Here is a 23645-nt window from a genome sequence, read left to right as displayed (position 1 = left end):
GTAGGCCGGGGCGACGCCTCGGCCAGCCTGCATCTCCAGCTATTACGTGGCGCCGGGTGAAGGCAAGGATTTGATTTGGAAGGAGCTCTTACTCAGGTCCGTCTGGAGCTTGATCACGGCGAATGCGCGGCCACATGGGGCTTCCCGCAAGCCTGTGCCCACGTCAGCGCGTGCTTGCGACGGGACCGACTGTAAAACCGTCGGCTTAGCCTACGCAAGTTCGAACCTTGCACCTGCCACCAGCAGTAACAGCAGCTCAGAGGCCCTTCGGGGCCTCTACCGCGTTTCTGAGGTACGCAGCCAGATGCCATCGAGAGCGACCGTATGTCGGTGGCTCGCCAGTACACGTGCAATGATCTTGACGGCGTGTCCGCTGGTCGGGTGCCGATTTGGCAGATTGGTGCGCGCGACCTGCCCGGCTGTCCCACTTGTCTGGGCTGAGGGTCGGTTATCCACCTCGGGGACTCCATGCCCGCGCGTACGCTCGTTCGCGCGCCCCGTCCCACCTGCTCCGGTACTTCGGCATAGATCGGTGATTTTGCGCGCCGTGCTGGTCTGTACGCCGGGCACCGACTCACAGGAGGCTGACGCTATGCGGAAACTGACCTTCGGCATGAACCTGAGCCTGGACGGCTACATCGCCGCGCCCGGCGACGACCTCGGTTGGAGCGTGCCGAGCGACGAGCTGTTCCAGTGGTGGTCCGACCGGGTGGGTGCGACGGGCCTGGCGCTGTACGGGCGCAGACTGTGGGAGACGATGAGCTCCCACTGGCCGACCGCCGACCAGCGGCCTGGCGCCACACCGGCGGAGGTCGAGTTCGCCCGCCGCTGGCGGGACATGCCGAAGGTGGTGTTCTCCTCGACGACCAGCGCGGTCGACTGGAACACCCGCCTGGTCACCGGCGACGCGGTCACCGAGATCACCCGGCTCAAGGCCGAGGACGGTGGCCCCATGGACATCGGCGGCGCCACGCTTGCCGCAGCGGCCGCGCGGGCCGGGCTGATCGACGAGTACGTGCTGGTCACCGCACCGGTCTTGCTGGGCAGCGGCACGCCGTTCTTCACGGCCCTGGACAACTGGGTGAACCTGACCCTGACGGAGACCCGGACGTTCCCCGGCGGCGTACTCCTGACCAGGTACGAGACCAGGCGCTGAGTACCCGACCTCCAGTCCGGTCATGCTCGTGACGAAGCAGGACGAGCGCTGCCTGGGTGATCTTCCCGATGCGCGAGGGAGCGAGGTTGACCCGGCGCAGAGCCTTTTCACGCGGATCCTGATCAACGTGGTCATGAGCCCGTCCTCAGGGGACGGCCGGGTGGCACGCCGTAGAGGGTGCCACCCGGCCGCTCGGCAGAGGTCAGTACCAGACGAAGTCCTTGCGCATGCTGATTACCTCCTTCGCGATTCTCATCGGCTTCAGGGTTCAGCATGGGACATGGCGGTATACGCGCCGTATATTCGGCCCCATTGGCGGTTGGGCACGTCAGAGGCGAGTGGTCCTGGCTGTTGGGCGGGGCGGGCAGCGATGAGGGTTGCGGCGGCGCACAGGACACGGCCCGTTTCCGCCGCGTACCGGTGGCACCACATGAAGGTGGCACCGTAGGCGAAGGCCGAGACGAGGATGACTGGCAGGGATGGTGCGGTGCGGGCGTCGACGGCGAGGACGGCCAGAAGGGGTTGGCCGGTGAGCCTTCTTGTTCGACGCAGGTAGCGATCGAGCAGCCCGCGCACCTGCTCACGAAACGTCTGCGGGGGCATCCCCATGCCAGCAGGCCAGGCGCCGTACCTGTACCGATACCCGCCGCCCGTCGACCGAGACATCGGTCAGCGCCCGCTGGCGTAGCCGTGCACCGGGCCGGTCAGCGCCCCACACGCCGGGGTCGTCGTCGAGCATCAGGCCAAAGCGGCGCACCTGCTCCGCCTCCTCCACCCGCCCCACCCGTGCTAGAGCATCAGCCGGCCGGTCTGCGGCGTTCGGTCACCCGCCTCAACACGAATGCGCAGCTCATCCACCCGCTCCTGCTTGGTCAGCAGATCCGCCAACTGTTCGGCTGCAGGCCGATCGCCGGCATCGGCGGGACGCGCAGGACGGTGATGGCCTCATCTTCACGCGCTTGCTCGGTCAACAGGCCGGCCAGTCGCCGTGCCGCGGGCCCATTACCAGCGCCAGCGCGGAGACGCAGCTCATCCACCCGTCCCTGCCGAATCAGCAGGCGTATGCTGCCCGCTGACGACGCGCCCCGCCCGTGGCCATTCCGCACGGAACGGCCACGGGTGTCAGGATGACGGCGACGACGGCGATCGGCGTGTCTTGCTGCCGGGCACATCACTGTGATCGGTCACGGCGACGGGTGGAGCGTAGAAGCACGTTGACGCCATATCCCGCAAGCCAGGATGCGGCGGCGATAAGAATCAGGACGACTGATTGCTGGGCGGTCGGCAGGGAGTCACGCCACTCGTGGGTCAATATGTTCAAGCCGATGAGGACAGGAGCGGCGACCAGGAACCAGCTCACGAACCAGCTCACGAACCAGGCCATGCGGTCATCGGAGAGCTTCATCGGCCGCCCTTCGCGCTGCAAGGGATGGCAGGGTCGGCCCTGCATCCAGATCTTGTCAAAGAACGCTTCTCGCTGGAATGGCCGGCGACCTCGACCAGCCCCGACGCCGGCACGGCAAGCTGTGGCCCCAAAGCGCTAAAGCGCTCGGAGGCCGTCGATCCGCCTCGCCGAGTCTCGCGAGCCGATCGCGCGCGTGGCGCCCGGGTGGGCTCATGAAAAGGATGCGGTGTCCGACCTGCCGATGATCCCGGCGTGTAAGAGCACGATGCGCGTGGCCAGCTCACCCGCGCTCATCGAGGCGGATCGTGCCGCCGCTCGACGCCCCAGATCAGGGCCGTGATCACCTTGTGCATGCGCTCGCGGGGGTCAGGGGCATGGGTGAGCACGAGCTGGTGCGCGGCGCCTACCAGGGCCAGGGCGAGCGAGTCGGCATCGGCCTCGGCCCGGATCCGGCCGTGTTCCTGTTCGGCGCGGAGGTAGGCGGCGAAGGCGCGTTCGCCGGCGTCCACGTGCAGGGTGCCGCCGGCGAGCGCTTCGCCCATGCGGGGGATGAGGGACGGCCTGGTCATGACGAGCCCGGCGAGGGCGAGCAGGTTCCCCGCGAACAGCGCCTCGACGGCGTCGACGAGGTTGCCGACCACCCTCCCGGTGCCCGCCCGCGCGGGCAGGCCGGCCATGGCCGTTCCCGTCCTGGCGGCGCGGTCGAGGAGGAGCGCGGCCAGGAAGTCGTCCAGGTCGGCGAAGTGGTTGTAGAGCAGGCCGGTGGCGCATTTGGCCTCCTTGGTGATGGCGCGCCCGGTCAGCCCGGCCGGGCCATCGCGCAGCAGCACGCGTTCTGCGGCGTTGAAGAGCTGCTGCCGTACGTCGGGGATCGGAACACCACGCGGTGACATGACCAGCCAATCTATCCGAGCCACCTTTACCCGCGGATGAGCATGTGCTCATACTGTATGAGCACATGCTCATTGCTTACGGGAGGACGAGATCATGGCACGTAAAGCCGTCATCATCGGCGCGGGGATCGCCGGCCTGGCCACCGCGCTACGGTTACGCCAGATCGGCTGGGAACCGATGCTGATCGAGCAGGCCCGCGCGCGCAGAACCGGCGGATACGTCGTGGCGTTCTTCGGACGTGGCTACGACGCCGCCGAACGCATGGACATCCTGCCCGCGCTGCGCGCCCGCCACTTCGGCGGCGTCGAGATGGCCTACCTCAAGCCCGACGGCCGGCACCGCTTCACCGTCCCGCGCCGTACGGTGGGAACGCTGCTCGGGGAGCGCGGGCTGACGCTGATGCGCGGCGACATCGAAGCCGCACTGTTCGAGCAGGTGGACGGCGAGGTGCCGATCACCTTCGGCACCACGCTGACCGCCGTGGAGCAGCACGCGAACGGCGTGCGCGTCGAACTCGACGACGGCACCGCGATCGAAGCCGACCTGCTGGTGGGGGCCGACGGGTTGCACTCCAAAGTACGCGACCTCGTCTTCGGCCCCGAGGCCGGATTCCGCCGCGACCTCGGCCACGTCATCGCCGCCACCACCCTGGACCATCTTCCCGACGGCGCGCCCGAACGCGCCTTCACCACGGTCACCCGTATCGGTCACCTGTTCACGATCGCCAACCTCGGCCCCGGCCGTACGGCCGCCTTCTTCACCTACGGCACCCCTGACCCGGCCGCCGAACTGGCCAAGGGACCGCGCCAGGCGCTGGAGCCCATCTACCGTGACATCCCCTGGGCCGCTCCCGAGGTGATCAGAAGCCTGCCCGCCGACGGCGTCTACTTCGACAGCGTCAGTCAGATCGTCGCCGACCGCTGGAGCGAGGGCCGGGTGGTGCTGGTCGGCGACGCCGCCTGGTGCGTCACCCTCTTCGCCGGCTACGGCACCTCACTGGCCGTCGCGGGGGCGTACGAACTCGGCACGGTCCTCCAGCGGCACCCCGGCGACCTGCCGGCTGCCCTGCGCGAATGGGAGGCCGGGCTGCGGCCTGAGGCGGAGGAACGTCAGGCCATGGGCCGCCGCAACAGCGGATCCCACGCCCCGGCGAGCCGCCTCGACCTGCTGAAACGGGATCTCCCCTTGCGCCTGAGCATCCTGCCCCCTGTCACCCGCTGGCTGGGAAACCGGCTCCGCATGCACCACAGGTAAGCCGCACGGCACACCTCCCGTGCGGCAGGAGCGCATCACCGTCCGCTGGGCGAGCGGAGCCCGGAATGGCCATGAGCGACACAGGCACAACAGGGAGACCACAATGAGCCGATTACTCGGCAGCCTGGCCGCGGCCATGAGTGTGCTGCTTGTCCTCGCCGGAACGCCGGCGTTGGCCCGGAGCAGGGACCGTCAGGCCCGGTCAGGTGGGTACGCCACCAGCGGGAAGAGGCCCTTCACCAGCGGAAACGCGTGGGGAGCGCGAAGATTCCGAGGGCGGCTCCGCAGGCGTGGCAGGACCACCTGTGTGTCCTTGCCAGGGCTTGGTCAGGTGGGCGGCGGGGGGATGAGGGTGTCGAGGTGGGTGCGCAGGATCTCCAGGCAGCTCTCGCCGCCGATCAGTTCCGGGTACAGCACCGCGTTCATGCCGAGTCCGTCGAGCAGTGCCGTGAGCCTCTCGCATTCCAGCTCCACGTCCACCCCCGCCGGCAGCTCCAGCCAGGTCAGTACGCGCCTGGCCAGGGCTCTCGCTCCCGTGGCGGCCTCCCTGGCGAGGTCCTGCAGAGAGGGGTCGGTGCGGGCGGCGGTGATGAAGTCGAGGAACACCGTGACCTCGGCGCGACGGGCTTCGTCGAGGGGAAGCAGTTCGGCGAACAGGCTTGCCGCGACCTCTTTCCGTTCCTCGCGGGTGAGCGTGCCTGCGTCGCCGACCGCCTCGGCGCGGGCGTGCAGCCGCGAGCCCACCCGGTCGATCATGGACCGCATGGCGAACCGCTTGAGCTCCTCGTGTGTGGCGAAGTAGTGCCGCACTGAACCGACGTTGAGCCTGGCCTCGGCCGCTACGGTGCGCAGGGACGCCCGTTCCAGTCCGTCGCGTATGACGACCCTGAACAGGGCGTCGACCACTTCGCGGCGGCGCTCGGCGGGATCCACTACTTTCGGCACTCCTCCGTTGTATCACAGCTGTGATATTTTCGATTTATCTCACCTGTGATAAATCCCATGGAGGTGCGGTCATGAGAGTCAGCAGGACCACGGGACGAGCGCTCGCGCTGGTCGTGTTCACCGGAGCGGTGTCGCTGCCGGCGGCGGTGCCGGCAGGGGCGACGACGGGCGCTCCCGAGCCGGCTCTGCTCGCCGACCTGAACCACGACGGGCACGTCACTCCCGCCGACGCCCAGGCCACGGGGGAAGAGGCGATCTTCCTGCCCAACCTGGACGACAGCCGGCGCCGCTGCAGAGTCGACCCGGCCGACCTCGACGCCCTCGGCGCCGAGGCCGACGCCCGGCTGGCCGCCTGCAACGATGCCGCTGACGCCGTGGTGAACGGGGAGGACGACGACGCCGACCTGGCCCGGCTGCGACTGCGTGCCATGCCGGGAGTCAGCGAAGGCGCGACCGGCGAGCTGAGCGTCGACGCGGCGGGGGCCGACAAGATCCGCGTCTTCGCCAGGCGTGACGGGGGCGGCTTCCGCCCCCTGCTGCCCGAGGGTGGCGGCCGGATCTCCGCCGCCGAGCTTCGGCAGGGGCTTGAGCTGGGCGTGGAGGGACGCGACGTCGTCCGCGACGCCAATGGCTGGGACGGCCGGGTGACGATCACGCTGACGGTGAAGGACGGCGCCAGCCGTTCCGTGGCCGAGGTCCGGATGAGGGAGGCCCCGCTGCTGCTGCAGAACGACCTGCAACCGGCCGTCGAGGTCGTGGCCGGCAAACCCGGGCGTGGTTCCGGCACACCGCCCTCGGTCGAGGTCCCGGAGCCACGGGACTGGGGGAGTTTCTCCAAGACGCTGAGGAAGGCGACCCGCCAGGCCGGGCTGGCCGATCCCCGCTTCATCTCCGGAACGTCCAGGTGGTGGAGAGACATCTGGTGGCAGGACATCTTCGAGCCCACCACCGCGAGCATGCCCGCCCCTGGCGGCACCAGGACCATGCGCATCCTGGTCAGGTCCGGGAACGTGTTCACCGCGCCCGGCCAGGACGGACAGCTCCAGGCCACACCCCGCCCCCTCGCCCGGCTGATCTTCCGTGATCTGCGCGGACCCGGTGTGGGCGTGGTGCAGCAGTTCACGGTGAGCCGGCGCGACGTCATCACCGACATGCGCAACGCCACGGGGAACGTGGAGTCGCTCCCGCCGTACGACTCCCACCCGCAGGGACGGCTCGTGTACGGCACGGGCCAGGTACGGCAGCCCGACCCTGCGTTCGTCCGCCTGCTCACGGGGATGGGCCAAGGCCTCCAGCAGCCCGTGGTGCTCGACACCGACTGGCTCCTGGTCGGTCACGTCGACGAGACGATGCACGTCGTACGGGCGCGCAACCAGCGCGGCTGGACCCTCATGGTCGCCGACCCCCGCCTGGCCGTGAACCTGCTGCGCAAGGCCAAGGCGGCAGGCGACGGAAAGGCCCAGCTGTTCACCGGAACCGCCTCCGCCGAACAGCCCACGGTCGACGCCGTCCTGGCGAACAGCGAGCTCATGGCCGACAACGAGAAGGCCGCCGGCCACATCGACGAGCAGATCGCGGTCATGCTCGCCGAGACCAAGCTGCGCGCCTCCGAACTGGTACGGGTTCCCGTCCTGTTCCACAGGGCCGACCCGGACGGGCAGCTCATGAGGGCCTACACGTCCGGCGTCCCCAACGGGCTGTCCATGAACGCCCACGAGTTCGCCGCCCCCCGATCCGCACGGCCCGGTCATCAGGGGCCGTGACATCTTCCGGCAGGCGACCGAGACGGCGCTCGCCGCGCAGGACGTGCGCGTGCGGTGGGTGGAGGACTACTCCTGGGCTCACGTGATCGGAGGCGAGGTCCACTGCGCGACGAACGCCCTCCGTGACACCCGCTCGGCGACCCCGTGGTGGGCAGCCGACCGCCGCCGGCAGGAAAGCTCCTGAACGGACCTCGCGAGCACCGGCCCAGGGCCTCGCCGGGCGGCGCCACGGAGCACCGTTCCGCTTCGACCAGCACGGTCAGCCGGGCCACGGCCCGTGCCTCCCCAAGCCCAGGCGGAGTCGCGTTCAGCGGCACATCGCGTCGATGAGATCCGAGAAGTGCGGGAACTCTGCTCGTGCGGCAGCCACGATCTGGGTGGGGGAACGGCGGCCGCCGGGTGCGTGTCGCTCGGCGATGGCGCGGAACGCCTCGTTCGGCTCTGCCGTGGAGCCGGGGTCCGCGAAGGCCTCGGCGGGGCCCAGGCCGGCGGCGAACAGCCAGAGGAGGTCGCCGAGATCACGGGCGATCACACCGTGCTCCCCCTCGGAGCCGATGTGGACGACGGGCTGGTCGGTGATCGCCGCATCGGGCCGTACCAGCCAGAAGCCGGTGTAGTCACCCGCCCCGGTCGTGCCGAAGAAGCGGAACTCGCTGCCGTCGGCCTCCTGGTTGCCGGTCCACAGGCGGAACCACCACGCCGTCCGGCCGGGCTCCTCGAACCGGTCGTACGGCTCGAAGTCGCAGCCGCGGGCCTCGTCGGTGTCCTCGTCCCATTCCCACTCGAAGCCGACCTCGGCCACCTCAGCCAGGGCAATGGGCAAGGTGAGATCTTCGGACATGTTCGCCATCCCGGAAGGTTAGGCGATCACGGACGCGGCCGAGGTGTGGCCGTCCTGCACGATGGCCCCCGAGGCGTGTCACACAGTCAGCACGCTTGTCCTCCACTGGCCGGTAGGAAAAGCGCCGCCAGTCGGGGCAGGCGCTCACGCATCCGGGCCTCGTCGAAGTCGAAGTCGAAGTCTTCGCCCATGTCGCCTCCTGGGGCCCGGTCTGCTACTGCTTCCTTGCGGCTCTCCAAGGCCTCGTAAAAGGCGTCGACATCGCCATCGGTGTGCCGGTCGTAAGCGGCGCCGGCCGCAGACCCGATGTCTTCGAACAAGACGTCACGGTCGTCACCCCGGGCTGCGGCTTCGATGACGGCCGGGTGATCGGCCAGGCTGTCGGGGGACTGAGCCACCCTCTCGAACCAGCCGCGGCCCAACGCGATCAACCCTGCCCGGAAGTCGCTGAAGCTGTCATCCGAGCACCCGCCGCCGATCAGAGAAGCGGCGGCCCAGACGTCCCACTGGTACACCGCGCCTTCTACCACTTCGAACCGTTCCTGGAAATCAAGGATCTCGTCCATCGAGAGAGCAGCAAGTCGATCAACGAGTGCCTCATGGGTAGGCTGGGCATCCGTTCGGGCGGACTCGACGATGCTCCAGAATTCGCCCAGGTTCACGTGGACACTTTGCCAGACAGTCAGGTGGACACGCAGGCGTGTCGGAGGTCGTACGCCGCTCCGCGAGTGGTGAGGCGGTCTCGGCCGTGCTGAGCGCCGATGCGCGGGCTTTCTGCCGGAGACGGCCCTAGACGCTTTCCAACAGTGGCCGCCGCGCATTCCGACGAACAGGTGACCATCTGGGCTCACGCGCGAGGTGGATCCAAAGCAGGGTGACCGGTGGAGGCGGGATCGGCATTTGCCTGATTGCGTGGCGGGCGCGATGCTTCAGTTCGCGGGATTCCCGGTGTTTCCCCGTTCCCCGTCCAGTCGGAGCCCACGGCCCCACTTCACCCCGACCAGCGGGTTGGTGTCAGGAGCTTTCCCGGGCTGACGGCGAGTGCGTTGTAGAACAGGGCGCGCTTGCGGGCGATCGTGGTGGCTGCGGCGGTCGAGCCGCCGAGCGTCTTCGAGACGCCTTTCAGCGTCTTCAGAACCAGCGGCTCGTCGGCCAGCGTGGACACCGAGCCGATGTTCTTCTCAAGCCGCCGCCCGATGGGCGGAGGGCGGCCGGGCGGTCCAGGCGGGCTACGGCCCCTCCGGCCAGGCCACCCCGCCGCCACAACATCGCCACATGGCCCTGGACGTTGATGAGGTGGGTGAGGGCTGATCACCTCGTGCACCATCGACTCAGGCAAGTGTTCGCCTAATCCGTAATAGTGATCACCAAGTGGTCGTCGAGAGCTGAGATGAGCCGGTCGGCCAGCCCTGGGGTGGTGACCGTCGCCCATTGTCCTGCGAGGTTGAGGAAACCCCTGAGGTGCTGTTGGGCGGTAGTGAGCAGGCTGGAGAGCTCGCCGCGAGTCATGCCGATGGACGGAGAGTCGCCATCGTGCTGCTGGAGCTTGATGACGTGACCCACATGCGTGATCTGTGGCGTGGGGTCGTGGCCGAGCCAGGGTTCTTGCCCCCGAACCACATCCCACCAGTCCCTCCAGTTCTCCAAACCGAAACAGCAACCGGGCGCGATGCTGACGCCCGTGTTGATGTCGCGGAAGCGCAGCCCACCCGGAGCGATCAGGGCTTCCGCTTCGGTGAGATGCTGTTCCAGATGCGCCTCGGTCAGGTCGGCGACGTGGGTGACGGAGATGTTGTTGTAGCTGAAGATGACGGCCATGGCCGTCCCGACGTCGGCGGGAGACATCCGGCCGGAGAGGGCGAGAAAGCGGTCGCTCGACGGCTCCGCGATCGGCCAGGCCGTGAAGTCCTCCGCGTCGTACGTCTCCATGACGACGTCGACGATGACCATGGTCGTCAGTATCCAGCCATTGTCCGGTTATGCGGTTGCCGGAGTGCAAAGAGGGCTCGCCAGCAGGTCGGAAGGTCGAGGAGGTCGGCTTTGACCCGGTCGGTGCGCACCAGCATGCCGTCCAGCACCAGGATGCTTTACAGCACCAGGTAATGCGGCCCGTCCCGGGTGGGCTTGGGTAACGCAGGAGAGTGACTTCCTGCTGTACGTACCGCCAAGCCGTGGCAGCCAAGATGCCGAATCCCGCTCCCGACTCGGAACGCGTCACGCTGTGACAGCAGAGTCGCCCTCAGCGGGTGAAAAGCGCTCGTTGCCAGGACCATTCCAAGGAACAGTCAGATGTCGAGCACATCGATGAGGTCAGAAGGGCGGGATTTGCTCGGGTACCAGGCCCGCCTGGCGCAGAAGGCCGTACAGGTCGGTCTCACCCCAGAACTCCACGATCCGCCCGTCGTGCAAACGGTAGGACTTGATGCCGGTCATCGTGAGATCGCGGCCGCTGCGGTCGTGGGTGTAGGTGAGGGTGAAGGCCACGGTGACCCGATCGTCCGCGGTGAACAGGTCGTCGATCTGGACGCGGCAGTTGGACAATCCCGGAGTCAGCACGGACGCCTCGGGGTAGTGTCGCCCCTGTTTGTGCTGGCCGGCACCGTGGACCAGCACATCCTCGGCGACGAGTTCCTTGAGCTCGGCGACCTGCTTGCTTTCGAAGACTCGCAGGTAACGTCGGACGATCTCGGCATTGCGCGCGCTGGTGGAATCCGCTGAGGCAGCCATGCGGTGATCGTATGCAGCGGGCGCGCGGATACGCCAGGGCGTTCCCCGACACCCGGAGGCTGGAGTAATTCCTCATCAGGGTGTCAGCCTGCAACCGTAGGGTTGCCTCGTGCAGGATCAGTCGAGCGCCGTGAAGCGCTGAAATGCAGCCGGCCCACGATATATCCCCGGCCACGCCCATTGATCCAGGTGTGGAAACAGCACGGAGTTTCTATCTGCTGGAAGAGTCATGGCCCGTCATCGGTGAGATCGGGAGCGTCCGGCCGTTCGCCACCACGGACGAACTGCGCGCCCGGCTGGAGCCCAAGCTCCACCGCGACAGCTCGGGCAGACTTCACCATGAGCTTCTTCTCGGCCAGAGCGTCAACGTGTGGACGGTGCAACAGGGGCGGCTGGCCGCAGGTCTTGATGTCACCGAATGTGTCAGGGTCTGGCTGCCGAGCGGCGTCACCACCACCGTGTTCAAGCTCAACCGGCATCAATGGGACTTCTCCAGCGGGAAGCGGGCCGACCCGCCGCCTCCGGACGAGGGAGCCCGCCTCTCCCTCGACTGGGACGGCATCCTCGCCCGGCTGCCAGCCCTGGAGACGCCCCTTGCCTCGCCGGGCGACGAGAACCTGACCGTGTGCCTCGACGGACCGCATCCAGCCCCTGACATCCTCTCGGACATCGACATCCTGCTGGACGCACTGGCTGAGGAGCCCAGACCAGAATGGGCCGACGGCCTCGAATACGGGTCGCCCTTCACCCTCTGAGATCTCCCGACCGGGCCGTCTTCTGGCTGAACTGTGGGCGCTCCAGCTCTGCGACGAGGACTGCATGGACGGGCGCGGACCAAGCGGACGATCAGCTCCGGCGGCCATGCCGCCCCCAGAGATTGCCTGGGCGATGGGGGACCCGGTGGCCGGTCTTTGGCGCACGTACTCGGCGTCGACCTGATGTACGCCTTGGTGGTATTCAGTGTTGCTATGTACCGGTAGTCAGTGTTACTTTGTACCAGTAGTCAGCAGCACTGAGTAGCTGGAAAGGGGGTGTTCCATGGGCAAGCAGATGACGGAGATGCTCAAGGGAACGCTGGAGGGCGTCGTCCTCGCGGTCCTGGCCGAGCGGCCCGCGTACGGCTACGAGATCACGGCTTGGCTGCGGGATCAGGGCTTCTCCGACATCGCCGAGGGCACCATCTACGCGCTGCTGGTCAGGATCGAGCAACGCCGCCTCGTCGACGTGGAGAAGGTCCCGTCGGAGAAGGGGCCGCCGCGCAAGGTGTACTCCCTCAACCCGCAGGGACGGGAATACCTCGAAGAGTTCTGGAGGACCTGGAGCTTCCTCTCGGAACGGATCGAACAGCTCCGTAAGGGAGGCAGATAACCATGTCCGACGCTGAAAAGGGTGGCTTCATCGCCAAGGTGATCGGCCCCAAGCGGCGGTGGCGGGAGTACCAGGCGCGCGTGAGACACCTCCCGCCGAACTACCGGCTGGCGGTCGGGGCGATCGAGCGGTACATGATGTACTTCGTGCCGGCCGACGGCGACAGTGACGCGTCGAGGTTCGAGGACCTGGCCGACCTGTTCGAACAGGCGGCGGCGGACGGAACGCCGATCCGCGAGATCGTCGGGGAGGACCCGGTCGAGTTCGCCGAGGCGTTCGTCAAGAACTACACGGAGGGTGGCTACGTTCCCGCCCGTGCGCGCAGGCAGCTGACCGACGCGATCGCGCGCGCCGCCGGCGAGGACACCGGGAACGACGACAAGACCGCCTGATAACAGGCACCGCACACCTCACGCCCGGCGCCGGGCACCCCTTTCATCGACTTTCCGCAGCCACGCGGCCATGCCCGGCCGGCTGCTTCTCCCGCCTTTCAGCGGCGGCGTCGCGACGGCGACAGCCGGTACCAGCCCGGTCGCCCCGGTGGATGCCATGAACGGTTCAGCGATCGCGCCTTCGGCCGCGAACCCTGCCACCCCGGTCTCCTCCCACCACCCTCCTGGGACGGGTCTCGCAAGACCAGACATCGCATGTATCGAACACTTGCCTGCAAAGGATTCATGATGGGACAACGCAACAGCGGCTTCTCCGCGGCAGGGCTGCGCAGAGTGCGCGAGGTGCTGGCACGGCATGTCGAGTCCGGACGGATTCCCGGGCTGGTGGCCCTGGTCAGCCGGGGTGATGAGACGCATGTCGAAGCGATCGGGACGATGCGTCACGACGGTGGCGCGCCGATGCGCAGGGACACCATCTTCCGGATGGCCTCGACGACCAAGCCGGTCGCGGTGGCGGCGACGATGGTTCTGCTGGACGAGTGCCGGTTGCGGCTGGACGACCCGGTCGATCGGTGGCTGCCCGAGCTCGCCGACCGGCGGGTGCTCAAGCGGGCCGACGGCCCGCTGGACGACACCGTGCCGGCGCGGCGGCCGATCACCGTGCGGGACCTGCTCACCTCCACGTGCGGGCTCGGGCTGGACATGACGGCGCGGACCGCTCCGATGATGAGCGCGATCTTCGAGCAGGGGGTTTACGGCCAGGAGGACGGATGGATGCTGCCGGCGCCGGGGCCGGACGAGTGGATGCGCCGCCTGGGCACGCTCCCGCTGATGTACCAGCCCGGCGAGCGGTGGCTGTACAACGTCAGCGACGACGTGCTCGGCGTGCTGGTGGCCAGGGTCACCGGCCGGTCGTTCGAGGAGTTCCTGCGTGAGCGCGTCTTCGATCCGCTGGGGATGAAGGACACCGGTTTCCACGTGCCCGCCGGCAAGATCGACCGGCTTCCGCCCCTGTACGCCCCCGATCCGCAGACCGGGGAGTTCCTCGTGGAGGACGAGGCCGAAGGCGGGCACCACAGCGGGCCTCCGGCGTTCCAGTCCGGCGGCGGCGGACTCGACTCGACCGTCGACGACTATCACGCCTACTTCCGGATGTTGCTCAACCACGGGATGCACGGGACCCGGCGGATCCTGTCCCGGCCTGCCGTCGAGCTGATGACCACCAACCGCCTCACGCCCGAGCAGACAGCCGCCCTGCAGACCTGGGCCCGCAGCGTCGTCCATCTGTCACACGGCCAGGGGCAGCACGGCGGCTGGGGGTTCGGGATGACGGTGCGCGCCTACCGCGGCGACTACGCCCCCATCGGCCAGTTCGGCTGGGACGGCGGAGCCGGCACCACCGCGTACGCCGACCCGGGCAACCGACTCGTCGGCATCCTGCTCACCCAGACCGGGATGTCCACCCCGGATTCGGCGCGGGCCATCCATGACTTCTGGACCACCCTCTACCAGGCCATCGACGACTGACATCGAGCCCCGGCGGGACGGGCGCACGGGCGAGGAGGGCAGCTCGCCTGCTCGGCGCCGACCCATCGACGACCTCGCATTCGATCGGATGCGTCTACGCCGGGGCGGCCAGCACGTCGGTGAGCCAGTCGTAGACCAGCGAGGACGTCAGGGCGATGTTGCTGAGGCCGCAGTGGCTGTCGGCGCCGTGTTCGGCGGCCAGGCGGTGGAATGCCTTGACCGGGACGACGAGTTGCTCGTGGAATCGGCGAGCCTGGTCGCGGGCGACGGCGTTCTCGCCGTCGGAGGACAGGGTCAGCGTGGGGCAGGTGATCTGGGAGACGAGCCCGTCCAGGGTGAAGGATCGGGCGAGCCGGTGGAAGTCGGCGAAGGTCCGCGCCCCCGTGGTCCAGAGCATGTAGTTGTCCATGGTGGCCTGCAGGGCCCAGTCGGTGCCGCCGACCTGCTGGTAGAGGCCGTTCCAGTACTCGGCCGGGGCGGTGGCGGGCGGAGGGGCGGGCAGCGCCGAGGTGAGGGCGTCGAAGATCAGGGAGTGGAAGTCGATGATCGGGGCGTTCGCCACCAGGGCCGCGACGCGCCTGTCGTGGGCGGCGGCCCGGGGCGCGAGGTAGCCGCCGAAGCTCAGTCCGTAGAGCGCCACCGCGTCGGCTCGGACGTCGGGACGGGCGGTCACATGGTCCAGCACGGCTGCGAACGGCACCTCGGAGTCGGCGCGGAAGACCTGGTCGGGGTGGTGATGAAGCAGGCCACGCTGCCCTGGCCCGTGGAACAGCACGACGTTGAGCCCGCGAGCCAGGGCGTGCGGGACGCCGGCCAAGAAGTACAGCTCTTCGCCGTGGCCGTCGCCGCCGCCGGAGATGACGACGGTGGGGCGCGGGGTGCCGGAGTCGTCGGAGGCGAAGAAGTAGCCGGGCAGGTCGATGCCGTCCTGGTAGGGGATGGCGATGCGTTCGGCGGGTGTGTCGAGCAGCGGCAGCGCCCGGTCGAAGTGGGAGACGCTCTGGTCGTAGAGGGCGGTGAACTCCTCGTTCTGCCGGCGGTTGAAGTAGAACTCCGCGGTACGCAGGTAGTTGTAGGCGCGGTGCAGGAACGTACGCGCCGTGCGGGGACGGCCGGCGGCGAGCGCGTCATCGGCTGTCCGGGCCGCGAGCCGGCCCTGCTCGCTCCAGGCTTCGATGAAGGCGTCGCGTCCGCCTCCGTCTCGGGCGATCTTCCGCGCGACGTGCACCACCTCGCCGACGGAGGCGGCCCCGAAGTCGGCGTAGGCGAGGGTGCGCAGGTAGGCGAAGTCCTGCATCTCGCTGTCGGCGAATCCGAGCCGGTTGATCGCCATAATGGTGTCGGAAGCCATGGTGTCCTCTCCTGAGTCGATCGGTCGTCGCTGGAGCCCTAGCTTCGGGCCGTTGGGCGCCGACCCACCATCAGCAGGCGAGCGTGGATGTCGCGGAAGGCGACACGGGAGGGCGAATGTCGCATGGGGAGGGCGGGCTCCAGCGGGCGCGCACCCGCAGGCTCATCCGTCACGCGCTCATCGAGCTGGTGGAGGAGAAGGGCTTCGGCGATGTCACCGTGCGCGACATCGCCGAGCGCGCGCTCATCAACCGCGCGACGTTCTACCGCTACTACCAGGACAAGTACGCGCTGGTCGAGGAGATCTTCCAGGAGGTCATCTCCGAGCTGCCCGCCGAACTGGGGCCCGCCGGCCGCATATCGGTGCAGGACCGGATCGTCGGCTGGGAGCAGTTGTTCGACCATGTGGATCGGCATCACCGGCTGTACGCGGCGCTGCTGGGGCGGCGCGGAGACCCGTGGTTCGTGGCGCGGTTGCGGGAGCGCTGCGTGGAACTGGCCCGCGACCGGCTCCGCGACGTCCACGCCGGCACCGCCCCGCATCGCCGGGCGGGAGACGGCCGGGCCGGACCGGGCGACGCCGGACGCGGCATGCCGTCGGGAGAGCTGGAGCTGGTGCTCGCCGCCGACCTGACGCTCGGAGCGATCACCTGGTGGCTGGAGCACGACCGCTGCCTGCCCGCGCGCCAGATGGCCGAGGCGGTCGTCCGTTTCGCGGCCCGGGGCTACTTCGGCGCGCTGGGCCTCGACGTGGTGCCGCCCAGCCCATGACGGGGGTCAGCGGTCGGACCTGGTTCAGGGGGCGCCGCTGATCCACTCCAGGAAGAGTGTGTCGTTGTCGCGGATGACGAGCCTCTTCTTGCCGCCTTCGACGGCGTCGGAGGACACGCGGCCGCTGATCTCGAAGCCGCCCGTCGCGCTGCACTTGATGTCCCCCTGGTCGGACCCGCCGAATGTCTGGAACATCCAGTAGCGAGTCCGGTTCCCCCACGTGATGGTGATGCTCTTCCGCATCTCGTTCTGGCGGCCGACCCAGGGGACCCACATCGAACCGGTCCATTTGCCGCCGGCTGGGACGGTGAAATGGATGTCTGGGTTCTCTCCGTCCTTGACCTGTACCTCGTGCGATGTTTGATTGGCCACTTCCGTGATGTCCGTCAACCCGTTGATGAGGGGGTTGTGCCACCCGGGCCAGGGCCCGTTGCCGCACGGGGAACTGGCCGCCGTGGCGTCGGCGGGTGGGGCGGCCGTGAACAGCGTGCTCGCTGAAACCGCCGCTATGGAACTGGTGAGGGTTCGGCGGAAGGCCCGCATGTGAGCTCCTTCTCCGGAGGACATGGATCGCTTGCGTACAGTAACCGATCCACTACATTCGGTCCAACGCCGCCGAACTCCGAGGACGGTCAGGCCGCGCAGGTGGTGGACGTGGTGGGCACCTTGCCCTCCAGCACGTACGCGTCGACCGTCCGCATGACGCACGCGTCACCCGTCAGGTAGGCCCCGTGGCCCTCGCCCTCGTACGTCACCAGGACGCCCGTCCTGAGCTGGGCCGTGAGCCGGGTCGCCCACTGGTAGGGCGTGGCCGGGTCGCCCTTGCCGCCGACGACCACGATGGGTGCGGAGCCGGTCGCGTCGATGTGCTTGGCCGCGTCGTCGCCCGGCACCGGCCAGTGGGCGCAGGGAGCGCCCGACCCTTCGGCTGACAGGACCGGGAAGATCTTCTCCACCCGGTCGTTGACCTTGGCGGCCTGGGCGGCGGTGGGCCGCTCGGAGGTGTCGGCGCAGCTGATCGCCTGCAGGCTCGTCATCATCGTCCCGTACGTCCCGTCCGCCCTGCGCCCGGTGTACGCGTCCGCAAGCATGAGCAGCGCCTCGCCGTTGCCCTTGATCGCCGCCGCGGCGGCCTGCTCCAGCACCTGCCAGGTCGCCTTGGTGTAGAGCGGGGTGAGGACGCCGAGCTGCCCCAGCCCGTACGTGAGCTCCCGGTCTCCCACCTTGAGCGGTTTGTCCTTGAGCCCGCCGAGCAGGCCCACGACCGCCTTCTCGACGGCGGCGGGGTCGGCGCCCAGCTCGCAGCCCTGCGCCACGCAGTCCTCGGCGAACGCCCGGAACGCGTGGTCGAAGCCCTTCGCCTGCGTCACCGCCCGCTGCTCCCAGGTGACCGTGGGGTCGAAGGCGCTGTCCAGGACGAAGCGGCCGACGTTCCTGGGGAACCGGGTGGCGTACACGGCGCCGAGGTGGGTGCCGTACGAGAAGCCGAAGTAGTTGAGCTTCTTGTCGCCGAGCGCGGCCCTGAGCAGGTCGAGGTCCTTGGCGGCGTTCACGGTGCCGACGTACGGCAGCAGCTTGCCCGAGTCCTGCCGGCACGCCGCCGCGAACTCTCCGGCCAGCCGGTCGCCGTCGGGCTCGGTCGTCGCGGCGAGCAGCTTGGCGATCTGGCCGCCGCACTTGACGCCGGAGCTGCGTTCGACGCCGCGCGGGTCGAAGCTGACCAGGTCGTAGCGGGTGCCCAGGTTCCCGAACGCCCTGGAGGCCTGGGCCAGCGTGTCCACGCCGGACGCGCCGGGGCCGCCGAAGTTGAAGACCAGCGAGCCGAGGCGTTCGCCGGTCGCCTTGACGCGGATGAGCGCAAGGCCGATCTTCTCGCCGTCCGGCTCGGCGTGGTCGAGGGGGACCTGGAGCTTGCCGCACTCGATGCCGGGGGCGGGTGGTGCCGGCTTGCCGTCCGGGCCCATGAGGTCGGTGCACGTGCTCCACGCGATCGCGCCCGACGGTTGCGCGGCCTGGTCGGCCGTGCCGCATCCGACGAGTAGCACCGTGCTCAAGAGGACTGTCCCTATGGCCTTCTTCATGCCGACAAGCATCCTGAACCCGGGATAGGCCGAGGTAGTGGATGGAAACACCACATCCGGATGACTTCCACGACGCGCTGGAGATGACGAATGTCAGGATCGGCCGCCGCCGCTCGGCAGAGAGATCTCGTATTATGCGGGGAATTATCTGAACCCCGGCGGCGAGGATGCGCGAACAGGCATGAGGCGAGAAGCCGTCGGACGACAGGGATCGATGAAGAGACTTTCGATGTCCGCCTCGGGCATCATCGGCACGGCGTGCGTTCTCCTGCTGGCCGCATGCTCTCATGCCGGCGCGTCGCCCGGGGCCGCGCGTCCGTCACCGTCTGCTCCGGCCGGCCAGGCGACGGGCGCGGAAGTGACGTTCATGGCCGCTTACGGCAGTTATGACGAACAGAGAATCCTCGACAGGGCACTGCAGGTGAAGATCGCGCGCTGCATGGCCATGAACGGTTTCACCTACCACCTTTCCAGCGCCGGCACGAGTTCCTCGGAGATGGCGAGAAAGCAGTGGGGTGGCCAGTTCCGGATGGACCTCACGAACGACGACGTCACGAAGAGCCGGCGAGAGGGATACGGGTTCAACCGTGAGCCGGGCAGGCAGGCCGCGCCCAAGGACCCGAACAGTTTCGTGAGCTCCCTCCCGCCCGCCCGGCAGCAGGCCTGGAACCGGGCCATGCAAGGAGGCGGCGGCCGCGCGGAGGCGAACCTGCCCGGCATCGCGAGGGTGGCGATCCCCTCGGAGGGCTGCATCGGGGAGGCGTACAACGAGCTTTACGGAGACCTTCAGACGTACATCCGGGTCAGCGGAGTGATGAACGGGCTGGGTATTCCGCTGAAGGACCGGTGGGAAAAAGATCCCCAGGTGGTCGCGGCCGCCGAGCCCTGGCGTCGATGCATGAACTCCAAGGGCTTTCCGTTCAAGGTGTGGAGAGACGCGGTGGGAGCGGCCGTGAAACTCTACGAGGACAAGAACGCGTCGCGTCAGAAAGCGCATCCCGAGGAGATCCGCATCGCCACGGCGGACGCCGAATGCAGTGTCCAGACCGGTAAGTCGCGGGTCGAACGTGCCCGGTTCGCTCATTACCAGCAGCAGGTGCCCGAAGAGTGGGAGCCGCAGATCGGTCAGTACAAGCAGATCCGGGAGGCCGCGCTGACCAGGGCCCAGGTGGAGCTGGGCTCCGCCCATTGATCAAGCCCCCGACACCGGCGACGTCCGGGCCGACCTCACCGCGCAGGCTGTTGACGCCGGAGCAGCCGCTGAGCACCGAGTTCGCCGACCGGCTCCTGGCCGATCTCCTCGACGGGATCCCGCCGCGCGGCGCCCGAGCGTGACGGCCGCTCGCCGGTTCCCGTCAGGCCGGGCGCGGTCGCCGGTGCCGGAGTTCACCGCCTCGCCGGCCTCCGGGCAGGGGCGGCGAGGACGGCGCGTGCGGCCCGTTCGCCGGCCAGGAGGGCGCCTTCGACGTGGCCGGCGTGGCGGGGGGCGGTCTCGGTCGACGCCCAGTGCAACCGGCCGGCCAGGGCGGGCCGCTGGTAGAGCGGATGCCCGAACAGGCCGTGGTCCGTCAGGCGGTGCCCGCCGGGCGGCGAGGTCCACCGTTCGGCGCTCCAGTCCCGGACGTGCAGCGCTTGCGGCTGTGCCGCCTCCTCGCCGAACAGCCGGGCCAGCTGGGCGGTCACGGCCGCCGCGAATCCTGGACCGGCGGCAGCGGCGGGGGCGAACCCGAACAGGGCGGCCGGCGTGCCGTCCGGCCCCGACATGTCGTGGATCTCCCGCAGCGGGCCGGTCCAGCTGACGGCCGCTCCCGCCAGGCCCGCGGCCCGCCAGAACGGGGCACGGTAGGCGGCGACGACCTTGACGACGCCGCCCATCCAGACCGGGGTGGCCTCGGCCAGACGCGCCGCCTCCGGCTCCAGCCCGCCGTGGAAGTCGATGCTCGCCATGGCGAGCGCCGGTGGGATCGCCAGCACGATCTGGCCGGCGTCCAGACGCCCGGCGACCGTACGCACCTCGACCGTGTCGCCGTTCCTGCGGATGCCCGTGACCGGGGTCGAGAGCCGCAGCGCGGCGGCCGGAAGCCGGGCCGCGAGGCCGGAGGTCAGTGCCGCGGCGCCCGGCCGGTACCGGTAGGCCGGTACGTCGATCGGGTTGCCGGTGACCCGCCGCGTGCCGGTGGGGTGCTGCGCGAGCGCGTCACCCGCGCGGTGCTGCTCGAAGACGTCCACACCGAGCCGGCGGGCGAGCGCGGCGACGAGCGGTTCGCCGTCCCAGAACCAGGTGGCGCCGAGGTCGAGTCCGTCGTCGGTGGTGGCGAGCCGGCCTCCGCTGCGGTCGCGCGCCTCCACGCACACCGTGTCGAGCCCGGCCGCGTGCAGGGCGGCCGCCGCGGTGAGGCCGGCCGGGCCGGCGCCGACCACGACGACGTCGTGCGAGGTGTGAGGCGGCATGTCCGCCTCCCTTCTGGGCCGAGGGATGTCACGCGTGGTCAGGACGGTGACCGCCGGGCGCGCGGGTTCACGCGCTCTGGCGGGTGAGGGCACGGCCGGCCATCAGCCCTGCCATGAGGACGGTCAGCGGGACGAGCGCGACGAGGGCCAGGACGCACAGCAGGGAGAACCCGCTGACGGCCAGCAGCGGCCCGGCCGCGAACGCGGCGGCCGCGCCGAAGAGGTTCGACAGCGCGTCGACGCCGCCCTGGGACGAGGCCCGGGTCTCGGCGGAGACGGCGGTGCTGAACAGCGCTGACCCGGCGACGTTGACGAAGGACCAGCCGACACCCAGCAGGACCAGCGACGCGATGATCCAGCCGGTGTCGTCGGGCTGCAGCGCGCCGATCAGGAGCGAGGCGGCGAGGACGCCGAGCCCGGCGCTGATCGCGACCCGGTGACCGTACCGGTCGGCGATCAGGCCGACGAGCGGGGAGGGGGCGTACATGCCGGCGACGTGCAGGCTGATCGTGATGCCGACGACGGTGATCGAGCCGCCCTGGTGGGTGAGGTGGACCGGCGTCATGGTCATGATCGCGACCATGACCACCTGGGCGGTGAGGATCGCGAGCACCGCCACCTGGGCCCGCTGGTTGACGCGCAGTTCGGCGAGCACCTGCCGGACGCGGCCCGGCCGCTTGCCGCCAGGCCCCGTGGGCGACGCCGGCGCGGCCTGCCTGAGGAACAGCAGCGGGTCGGGACGCAGCCACACGAACACGATCAGACCGGCGACGGCCAGGCAGACCGCGGCGATGAGGAAGGCGGCGGCGTACACGGTGAGGCCGGTGGCGGCGCCGATGACCTCGCCGGGCGCGCCCAGGTTCGGGCCGAGCACGGAGCCGAGGGTGCCCACCCAGACGACCAGGGCCAGCGATCGGGCCTTGTGGTGCGGCTGCGCGAGGTCGGTGGCCGCGAACCGCGACTGCAGGCTCACCGCCAGGCCGACACCGATCAGCAGCAGGCCGGCGAAGAGCGGGACGACCAGGCTCCACTGGGCCGCGGCGACCAGCACCGCGCCGCCGGCGGCCGCCGTCCACCAGCCGCCGGCGAGGGCGACGCGGCGGCCCCGGCGGGCGGCGAGTGTGCCCAGCGGCAGGCCGAGCAGCGCCGCGCCGAGCGTGCTCGCGGTGCGGGCCAGGCCCGCCCACGCTTCGTTCTCGGTGACCGCTCCGGCCAGCAGCACGCCGATCGAGGGTGCGACGCCGACCCCCACGGTGCCGATGATCTGTGCGAGGACCAGCACGGTCATCGTGCGCCGCTGGACGGTGTCCGCGGCCGGGGCCGGGGCGACGGCGGTGGCGAGGTGTTCGGGCTCGGGCACGGGGAGTCCTTGTCCGCGCGACGCGGCGGCGTCAGGCGGTCTCGTAGACGCGCACGTCCGGAGCCGCGTTCAGGTAGGGCTGCAGGGCGGTGACGACGTCCTGGGTGAACAGCTCGCTGGACAGGTACGCCTGCGCGTCGGCGGCGGTGGCGAACCCGTGCAGGACCTGCACGTCCTCGTCGCGAACCAGCAGCTCCTTGCTCTCGGCGCCCGGGACCGTGTCCAGGAACGGCTGCTTGTACCGCTGGTAGACGCCGGCGGCGGCGGCACGGTCGTCGGCGCTGACGTCGAGGGTGATCTGCAGGTAGGCCATGGGTCTCCTCGTTCCGGGTCGGGATGCGGCGGCCGCGGCGGGGGCCGCGACCGTGCACCGACGCTATGTCCGTGACCGAGGGACCGGTAGACCGGCGCCGCGAATGCGGCTATAGCCGCCGGTTATCGCTGAGGGAGGCGGCGAGTCGGCTGAGGTCGGCCGCGTGGCGTGAGGTGGGGTCCCAGACGGCCTCGTAGAACAGCTCGACCGGCAGGCCGCCGTCGACCAGCGGGCGGGCGGTGAGGCCGGGGTCGGACAGCTTGGACTCGGGCAGGATCGCCGCCCCCAGGCCGAGGCCGACCCACTGCTCCAGGACCTGGTAGCCGCCGGCCTCGCCCGGGTAGGTGCGCAGCGGCAGGTCGTGCTCGCGGAACAGCTGGGTGGTGAAGCGGGTCAGGCCGCAGGCGTCAGGAACCAGGATGAACTGCGCGTCGGCGGTTTCGCTCAGCTCCAGCGCCGACGACGCCTGCGCGTGGGCGTCGATCACGACGACCTGCTCGGAGTGGATGACGCGGTGCTCGAAGCGGGGCAGCGGGTTCACCGACGGGATCAGGATGATGTCGAGTTCGCCCTCGGTGAGCGCGTCGTGCAGGTCGGCCATGTTCGCCTCCCGCAGCACCAGATCGCCGGGAATCGGCAGCCGGCGGACGGCGCCGAAGGCGCGGGCGACCAGGTCGGGGCTGATCAGCGGGGACACGCCCAGGCGGATGCGGGGCGTCTGCGGGTCGGCCATCCGCCGCGCCTCGGCGGTGATCGCGTCGAGCGCCGACAGGGCGGTGTCGACCAGCGGAATCAGGCGGACGGCCTCGGCGGTCAAGGTCACGCCCCGGGTGGACCGCTCGAACAGCCGCACCCCGAGGCGCTCCTCCAGCCGGGCGACCGCGTTGGACAGCGCGGGCTGCGTGATGCCGTGAGCGCGGGCGGCCGCCGAGAACGAGCGGGCGTGCGCCACCGACCGCGCGTACCGCAACGCCTCCAGGTTCAACCGCTCAGCCATAACCGCAGGATATCAACGGCTGCACGCCCGGCCGCCTGGAGCGCCGGCCA

Annotated in this window: 28 protein-coding genes and 1 pseudogene; 11 read left to right on the top strand and 18 right to left on the bottom strand. The window is 69.6% G+C overall.

Annotated features, from left to right (window positions below):
• Positions 1–592 precede the first annotated feature (592 nt).
• Complete coding sequence (locus BMX74_RS28435; protein WP_091103770.1) at positions 593–1156, top strand: dihydrofolate reductase family protein; 564 nt, start codon at positions 593–595, stop codon at positions 1154–1156.
• Positions 1157–1169: 13 nt separating this feature from the next.
• On the opposite strand, the pseudogene BMX74_RS43325 reads toward BMX74_RS28435, so the two are convergent.
• From BMX74_RS43325 to BMX74_RS28420, 4 genes and pseudogenes are all read right to left on the bottom strand, one after another.
• Positions 1170–1262: pseudogene (locus BMX74_RS43325) on the bottom strand (IS5/IS1182 family transposase); the annotation flags it as partial.
• A 474-nt stretch (positions 1263–1736) separates the two neighbouring features.
• Positions 1737–1931: a hypothetical protein gene (locus BMX74_RS28430; RefSeq protein WP_143078790.1), complete on the bottom strand. Its 195-nt coding sequence runs from the start codon at positions 1929–1931 to the stop codon at positions 1737–1739.
• 396 nt (positions 1932–2327) lie between these two features.
• Entirely contained in the window at positions 2328–2561 is a 234-nt protein-coding gene (locus BMX74_RS28425; protein ID WP_091103766.1) for a hypothetical protein, read from the bottom strand.
• A gap of 290 nt (positions 2562–2851) precedes the next feature.
• The gene (locus tag BMX74_RS28420) at positions 2852–3454 is read right to left on the bottom strand and encodes a TetR family transcriptional regulator (protein WP_091103765.1); all 603 of its coding nucleotides are present in this window, start codon (positions 3452–3454) and stop codon (positions 2852–2854) included.
• A 94-nt stretch (positions 3455–3548) separates the two neighbouring features.
• Between BMX74_RS28420 and BMX74_RS28415 the strand changes: the two genes are divergently transcribed.
• Complete coding sequence (locus tag BMX74_RS28415) at positions 3549–4709, top strand: FAD-dependent monooxygenase (RefSeq protein ID WP_091103763.1); 1161 nt, start codon at positions 3549–3551, stop codon at positions 4707–4709.
• Positions 4710–5036: 327 nt separating this feature from the next.
• Here BMX74_RS28415 and BMX74_RS28410 read toward each other — a convergent pair whose 3' ends face one another.
• Complete coding sequence (locus tag BMX74_RS28410; protein ID WP_091103762.1) at positions 5037–5654, bottom strand: TetR/AcrR family transcriptional regulator; 618 nt, start codon at positions 5652–5654, stop codon at positions 5037–5039.
• 71 nt (positions 5655–5725) lie between these two features.
• On the opposite strand from BMX74_RS28410, the gene BMX74_RS28405 reads away from it, so the two are divergent.
• Positions 5726–7417 carry a protein-arginine deiminase family protein gene (locus tag BMX74_RS28405; protein WP_091103760.1) on the top strand — a complete coding sequence of 564 codons (1692 nt, stop codon included), beginning with the start codon at positions 5726–5728 and terminating at the stop codon, positions 7415–7417.
• Positions 7404–7601, top strand: coding sequence for a protein-arginine deiminase family protein (locus BMX74_RS46735; RefSeq protein WP_091103759.1), 198 nt, complete (start codon positions 7404–7406; stop codon positions 7599–7601). The genes BMX74_RS28405 and BMX74_RS46735 overlap by 14 nt, the downstream gene beginning before the upstream one ends.
• Positions 7602–7724: 123 nt before the next feature.
• On the opposite strand, the gene BMX74_RS28395 is transcribed toward BMX74_RS46735, so the two are convergent.
• The 5 genes from BMX74_RS28395 to BMX74_RS28380 form a co-directional block, all read right to left on the bottom strand.
• Complete coding sequence (locus BMX74_RS28395; protein WP_256257305.1) at positions 7725–8240, bottom strand: SMI1/KNR4 family protein; 516 nt, start codon at positions 8238–8240, stop codon at positions 7725–7727.
• A 104-nt stretch (positions 8241–8344) separates the two neighbouring features.
• Positions 8345–8920 (bottom strand): DUF4240 domain-containing protein, encoded by a 576-nt coding sequence (locus BMX74_RS28390; protein ID WP_091103757.1) that lies wholly within the window; start codon positions 8918–8920, stop codon positions 8345–8347.
• A 329-nt stretch (positions 8921–9249) separates the two neighbouring features.
• A complete protein-coding gene (locus BMX74_RS44390; RefSeq protein ID WP_177227552.1) occupies positions 9250–9423 on the bottom strand; it encodes a hypothetical protein in 174 nt (57 codons plus the stop codon).
• Positions 9424–9605: 182 nt separating this feature from the next.
• A complete protein-coding gene (locus BMX74_RS28385; RefSeq protein ID WP_091103756.1) occupies positions 9606–10208 on the bottom strand; it encodes a hypothetical protein in 603 nt (200 codons plus the stop codon).
• A 360-nt stretch (positions 10209–10568) separates the two neighbouring features.
• Positions 10569–10985: an ester cyclase gene (locus BMX74_RS28380; RefSeq protein ID WP_091103754.1), complete on the bottom strand. Its 417-nt coding sequence runs from the start codon at positions 10983–10985 to the stop codon at positions 10569–10571.
• Positions 10986–11176: 191 nt separating this feature from the next.
• On the opposite strand from BMX74_RS28380, the gene BMX74_RS28375 reads away from it, so the two are divergent.
• The 3 genes from BMX74_RS28375 (at position 11177) to BMX74_RS28365 (ending at position 12745) form a co-directional block, all read left to right on the top strand.
• Positions 11177–11740: a hypothetical protein gene (locus BMX74_RS28375; RefSeq protein ID WP_091103752.1), complete on the top strand. Its 564-nt coding sequence runs from the start codon at positions 11177–11179 to the stop codon at positions 11738–11740.
• 283 nt (positions 11741–12023) lie between these two features.
• Positions 12024–12353, top strand: coding sequence for a PadR family transcriptional regulator (locus BMX74_RS28370; protein WP_055504762.1), 330 nt, complete (start codon positions 12024–12026; stop codon positions 12351–12353).
• 2 nt (positions 12354–12355) lie between these two features.
• Positions 12356–12745 (top strand): DUF1048 domain-containing protein, encoded by a 390-nt coding sequence (locus BMX74_RS28365; RefSeq protein ID WP_055504763.1) that lies wholly within the window; start codon positions 12356–12358, stop codon positions 12743–12745.
• An 18-nt stretch (positions 12746–12763) separates the two neighbouring features.
• Here the strand turns inward: BMX74_RS28365 and BMX74_RS43320 are convergent, their stop codons facing one another.
• Entirely contained in the window at positions 12764–12946 is a 183-nt protein-coding gene (locus tag BMX74_RS43320; protein ID WP_143078789.1) for a hypothetical protein, read from the bottom strand.
• Between the two features lie 87 nt (positions 12947–13033).
• Here BMX74_RS43320 and BMX74_RS28360 point away from each other — a divergent pair, with 87 nt between their 5' ends.
• A complete protein-coding gene (locus BMX74_RS28360) occupies positions 13034–14272 on the top strand; it encodes a serine hydrolase domain-containing protein (protein WP_218154089.1) in 1239 nt (412 codons plus the stop codon).
• Between the two features lie 94 nt (positions 14273–14366).
• Here BMX74_RS28360 and BMX74_RS28355 read toward each other — a convergent pair whose 3' ends face one another.
• Complete coding sequence (locus BMX74_RS28355) at positions 14367–15623, bottom strand: alpha/beta hydrolase family protein (protein WP_143078788.1); 1257 nt, start codon at positions 15621–15623, stop codon at positions 14367–14369.
• A 116-nt stretch (positions 15624–15739) separates the two neighbouring features.
• Here BMX74_RS28355 and BMX74_RS28350 point away from each other — a divergent pair, with 116 nt between their 5' ends.
• Entirely contained in the window at positions 15740–16393 is a 654-nt protein-coding gene (locus BMX74_RS28350) for a TetR/AcrR family transcriptional regulator (protein WP_091103747.1), read from the top strand.
• A gap of 24 nt (positions 16394–16417) precedes the next feature.
• On the opposite strand, the gene BMX74_RS43315 is transcribed toward BMX74_RS28350, so the two are convergent.
• Together BMX74_RS43315 and BMX74_RS28340 are read right to left on the bottom strand one after the other, a co-directional pair.
• On the bottom strand, positions 16418–16936 hold the full coding sequence (locus tag BMX74_RS43315; RefSeq protein WP_143078787.1) for a hypothetical protein: 519 nt from the start codon (positions 16934–16936) through the stop codon (positions 16418–16420).
• A gap of 89 nt (positions 16937–17025) precedes the next feature.
• Positions 17026–18438: an alpha/beta hydrolase gene (locus tag BMX74_RS28340; protein WP_256257310.1), complete on the bottom strand. Its 1413-nt coding sequence runs from the start codon at positions 18436–18438 to the stop codon at positions 17026–17028.
• Positions 18439–18688: 250 nt separating this feature from the next.
• On the opposite strand from BMX74_RS28340, the gene BMX74_RS28335 reads away from it, so the two are divergent.
• Together BMX74_RS28335 and BMX74_RS44385 are read left to right on the top strand one after the other, a co-directional pair.
• Entirely contained in the window at positions 18689–19666 is a 978-nt protein-coding gene (locus tag BMX74_RS28335; RefSeq protein ID WP_143078786.1) for a hypothetical protein, read from the top strand.
• Entirely contained in the window at positions 19663–19809 is a 147-nt protein-coding gene (locus tag BMX74_RS44385) for a hypothetical protein (RefSeq protein WP_177227551.1), read from the top strand. Before BMX74_RS28335 ends, BMX74_RS44385 begins: the two co-directional genes overlap by 4 nt.
• A gap of 51 nt (positions 19810–19860) precedes the next feature.
• On the opposite strand, the gene BMX74_RS28330 is transcribed toward BMX74_RS44385, so the two are convergent.
• From BMX74_RS28330 to BMX74_RS28315, 4 genes are all read right to left on the bottom strand, one after another.
• Positions 19861–20925 carry a flavin monoamine oxidase family protein gene (locus BMX74_RS28330; RefSeq protein ID WP_055504770.1) on the bottom strand — a complete coding sequence of 355 codons (1065 nt, stop codon included), beginning with the start codon at positions 20923–20925 and terminating at the stop codon, positions 19861–19863.
• A gap of 67 nt (positions 20926–20992) precedes the next feature.
• The gene (locus tag BMX74_RS28325; RefSeq protein WP_256257304.1) at positions 20993–22285 is read right to left on the bottom strand and encodes an MFS transporter; all 1293 of its coding nucleotides are present in this window, start codon (positions 22283–22285) and stop codon (positions 20993–20995) included.
• Between the two features lie 31 nt (positions 22286–22316).
• Complete coding sequence (locus BMX74_RS28320) at positions 22317–22598, bottom strand: hypothetical protein (protein ID WP_055504771.1); 282 nt, start codon at positions 22596–22598, stop codon at positions 22317–22319.
• 109 nt (positions 22599–22707) lie between these two features.
• Positions 22708–23595 carry a LysR family transcriptional regulator gene (locus tag BMX74_RS28315; protein WP_091103742.1) on the bottom strand — a complete coding sequence of 296 codons (888 nt, stop codon included), beginning with the start codon at positions 23593–23595 and terminating at the stop codon, positions 22708–22710.
• Positions 23596–23645: the final 50 nt, after the last annotated feature.

Source organism: Nonomuraea pusilla, assembly GCF_900109355.1.
GTDB classification, from domain to species: Bacteria; Actinomycetota; Actinomycetes; order Streptosporangiales; family Streptosporangiaceae; genus Nonomuraea; species Nonomuraea pusilla.
The sequence above is the reverse complement of the archived record's forward strand: the minus strand, read 5'-3'. Positions and strand labels throughout refer to the sequence as shown.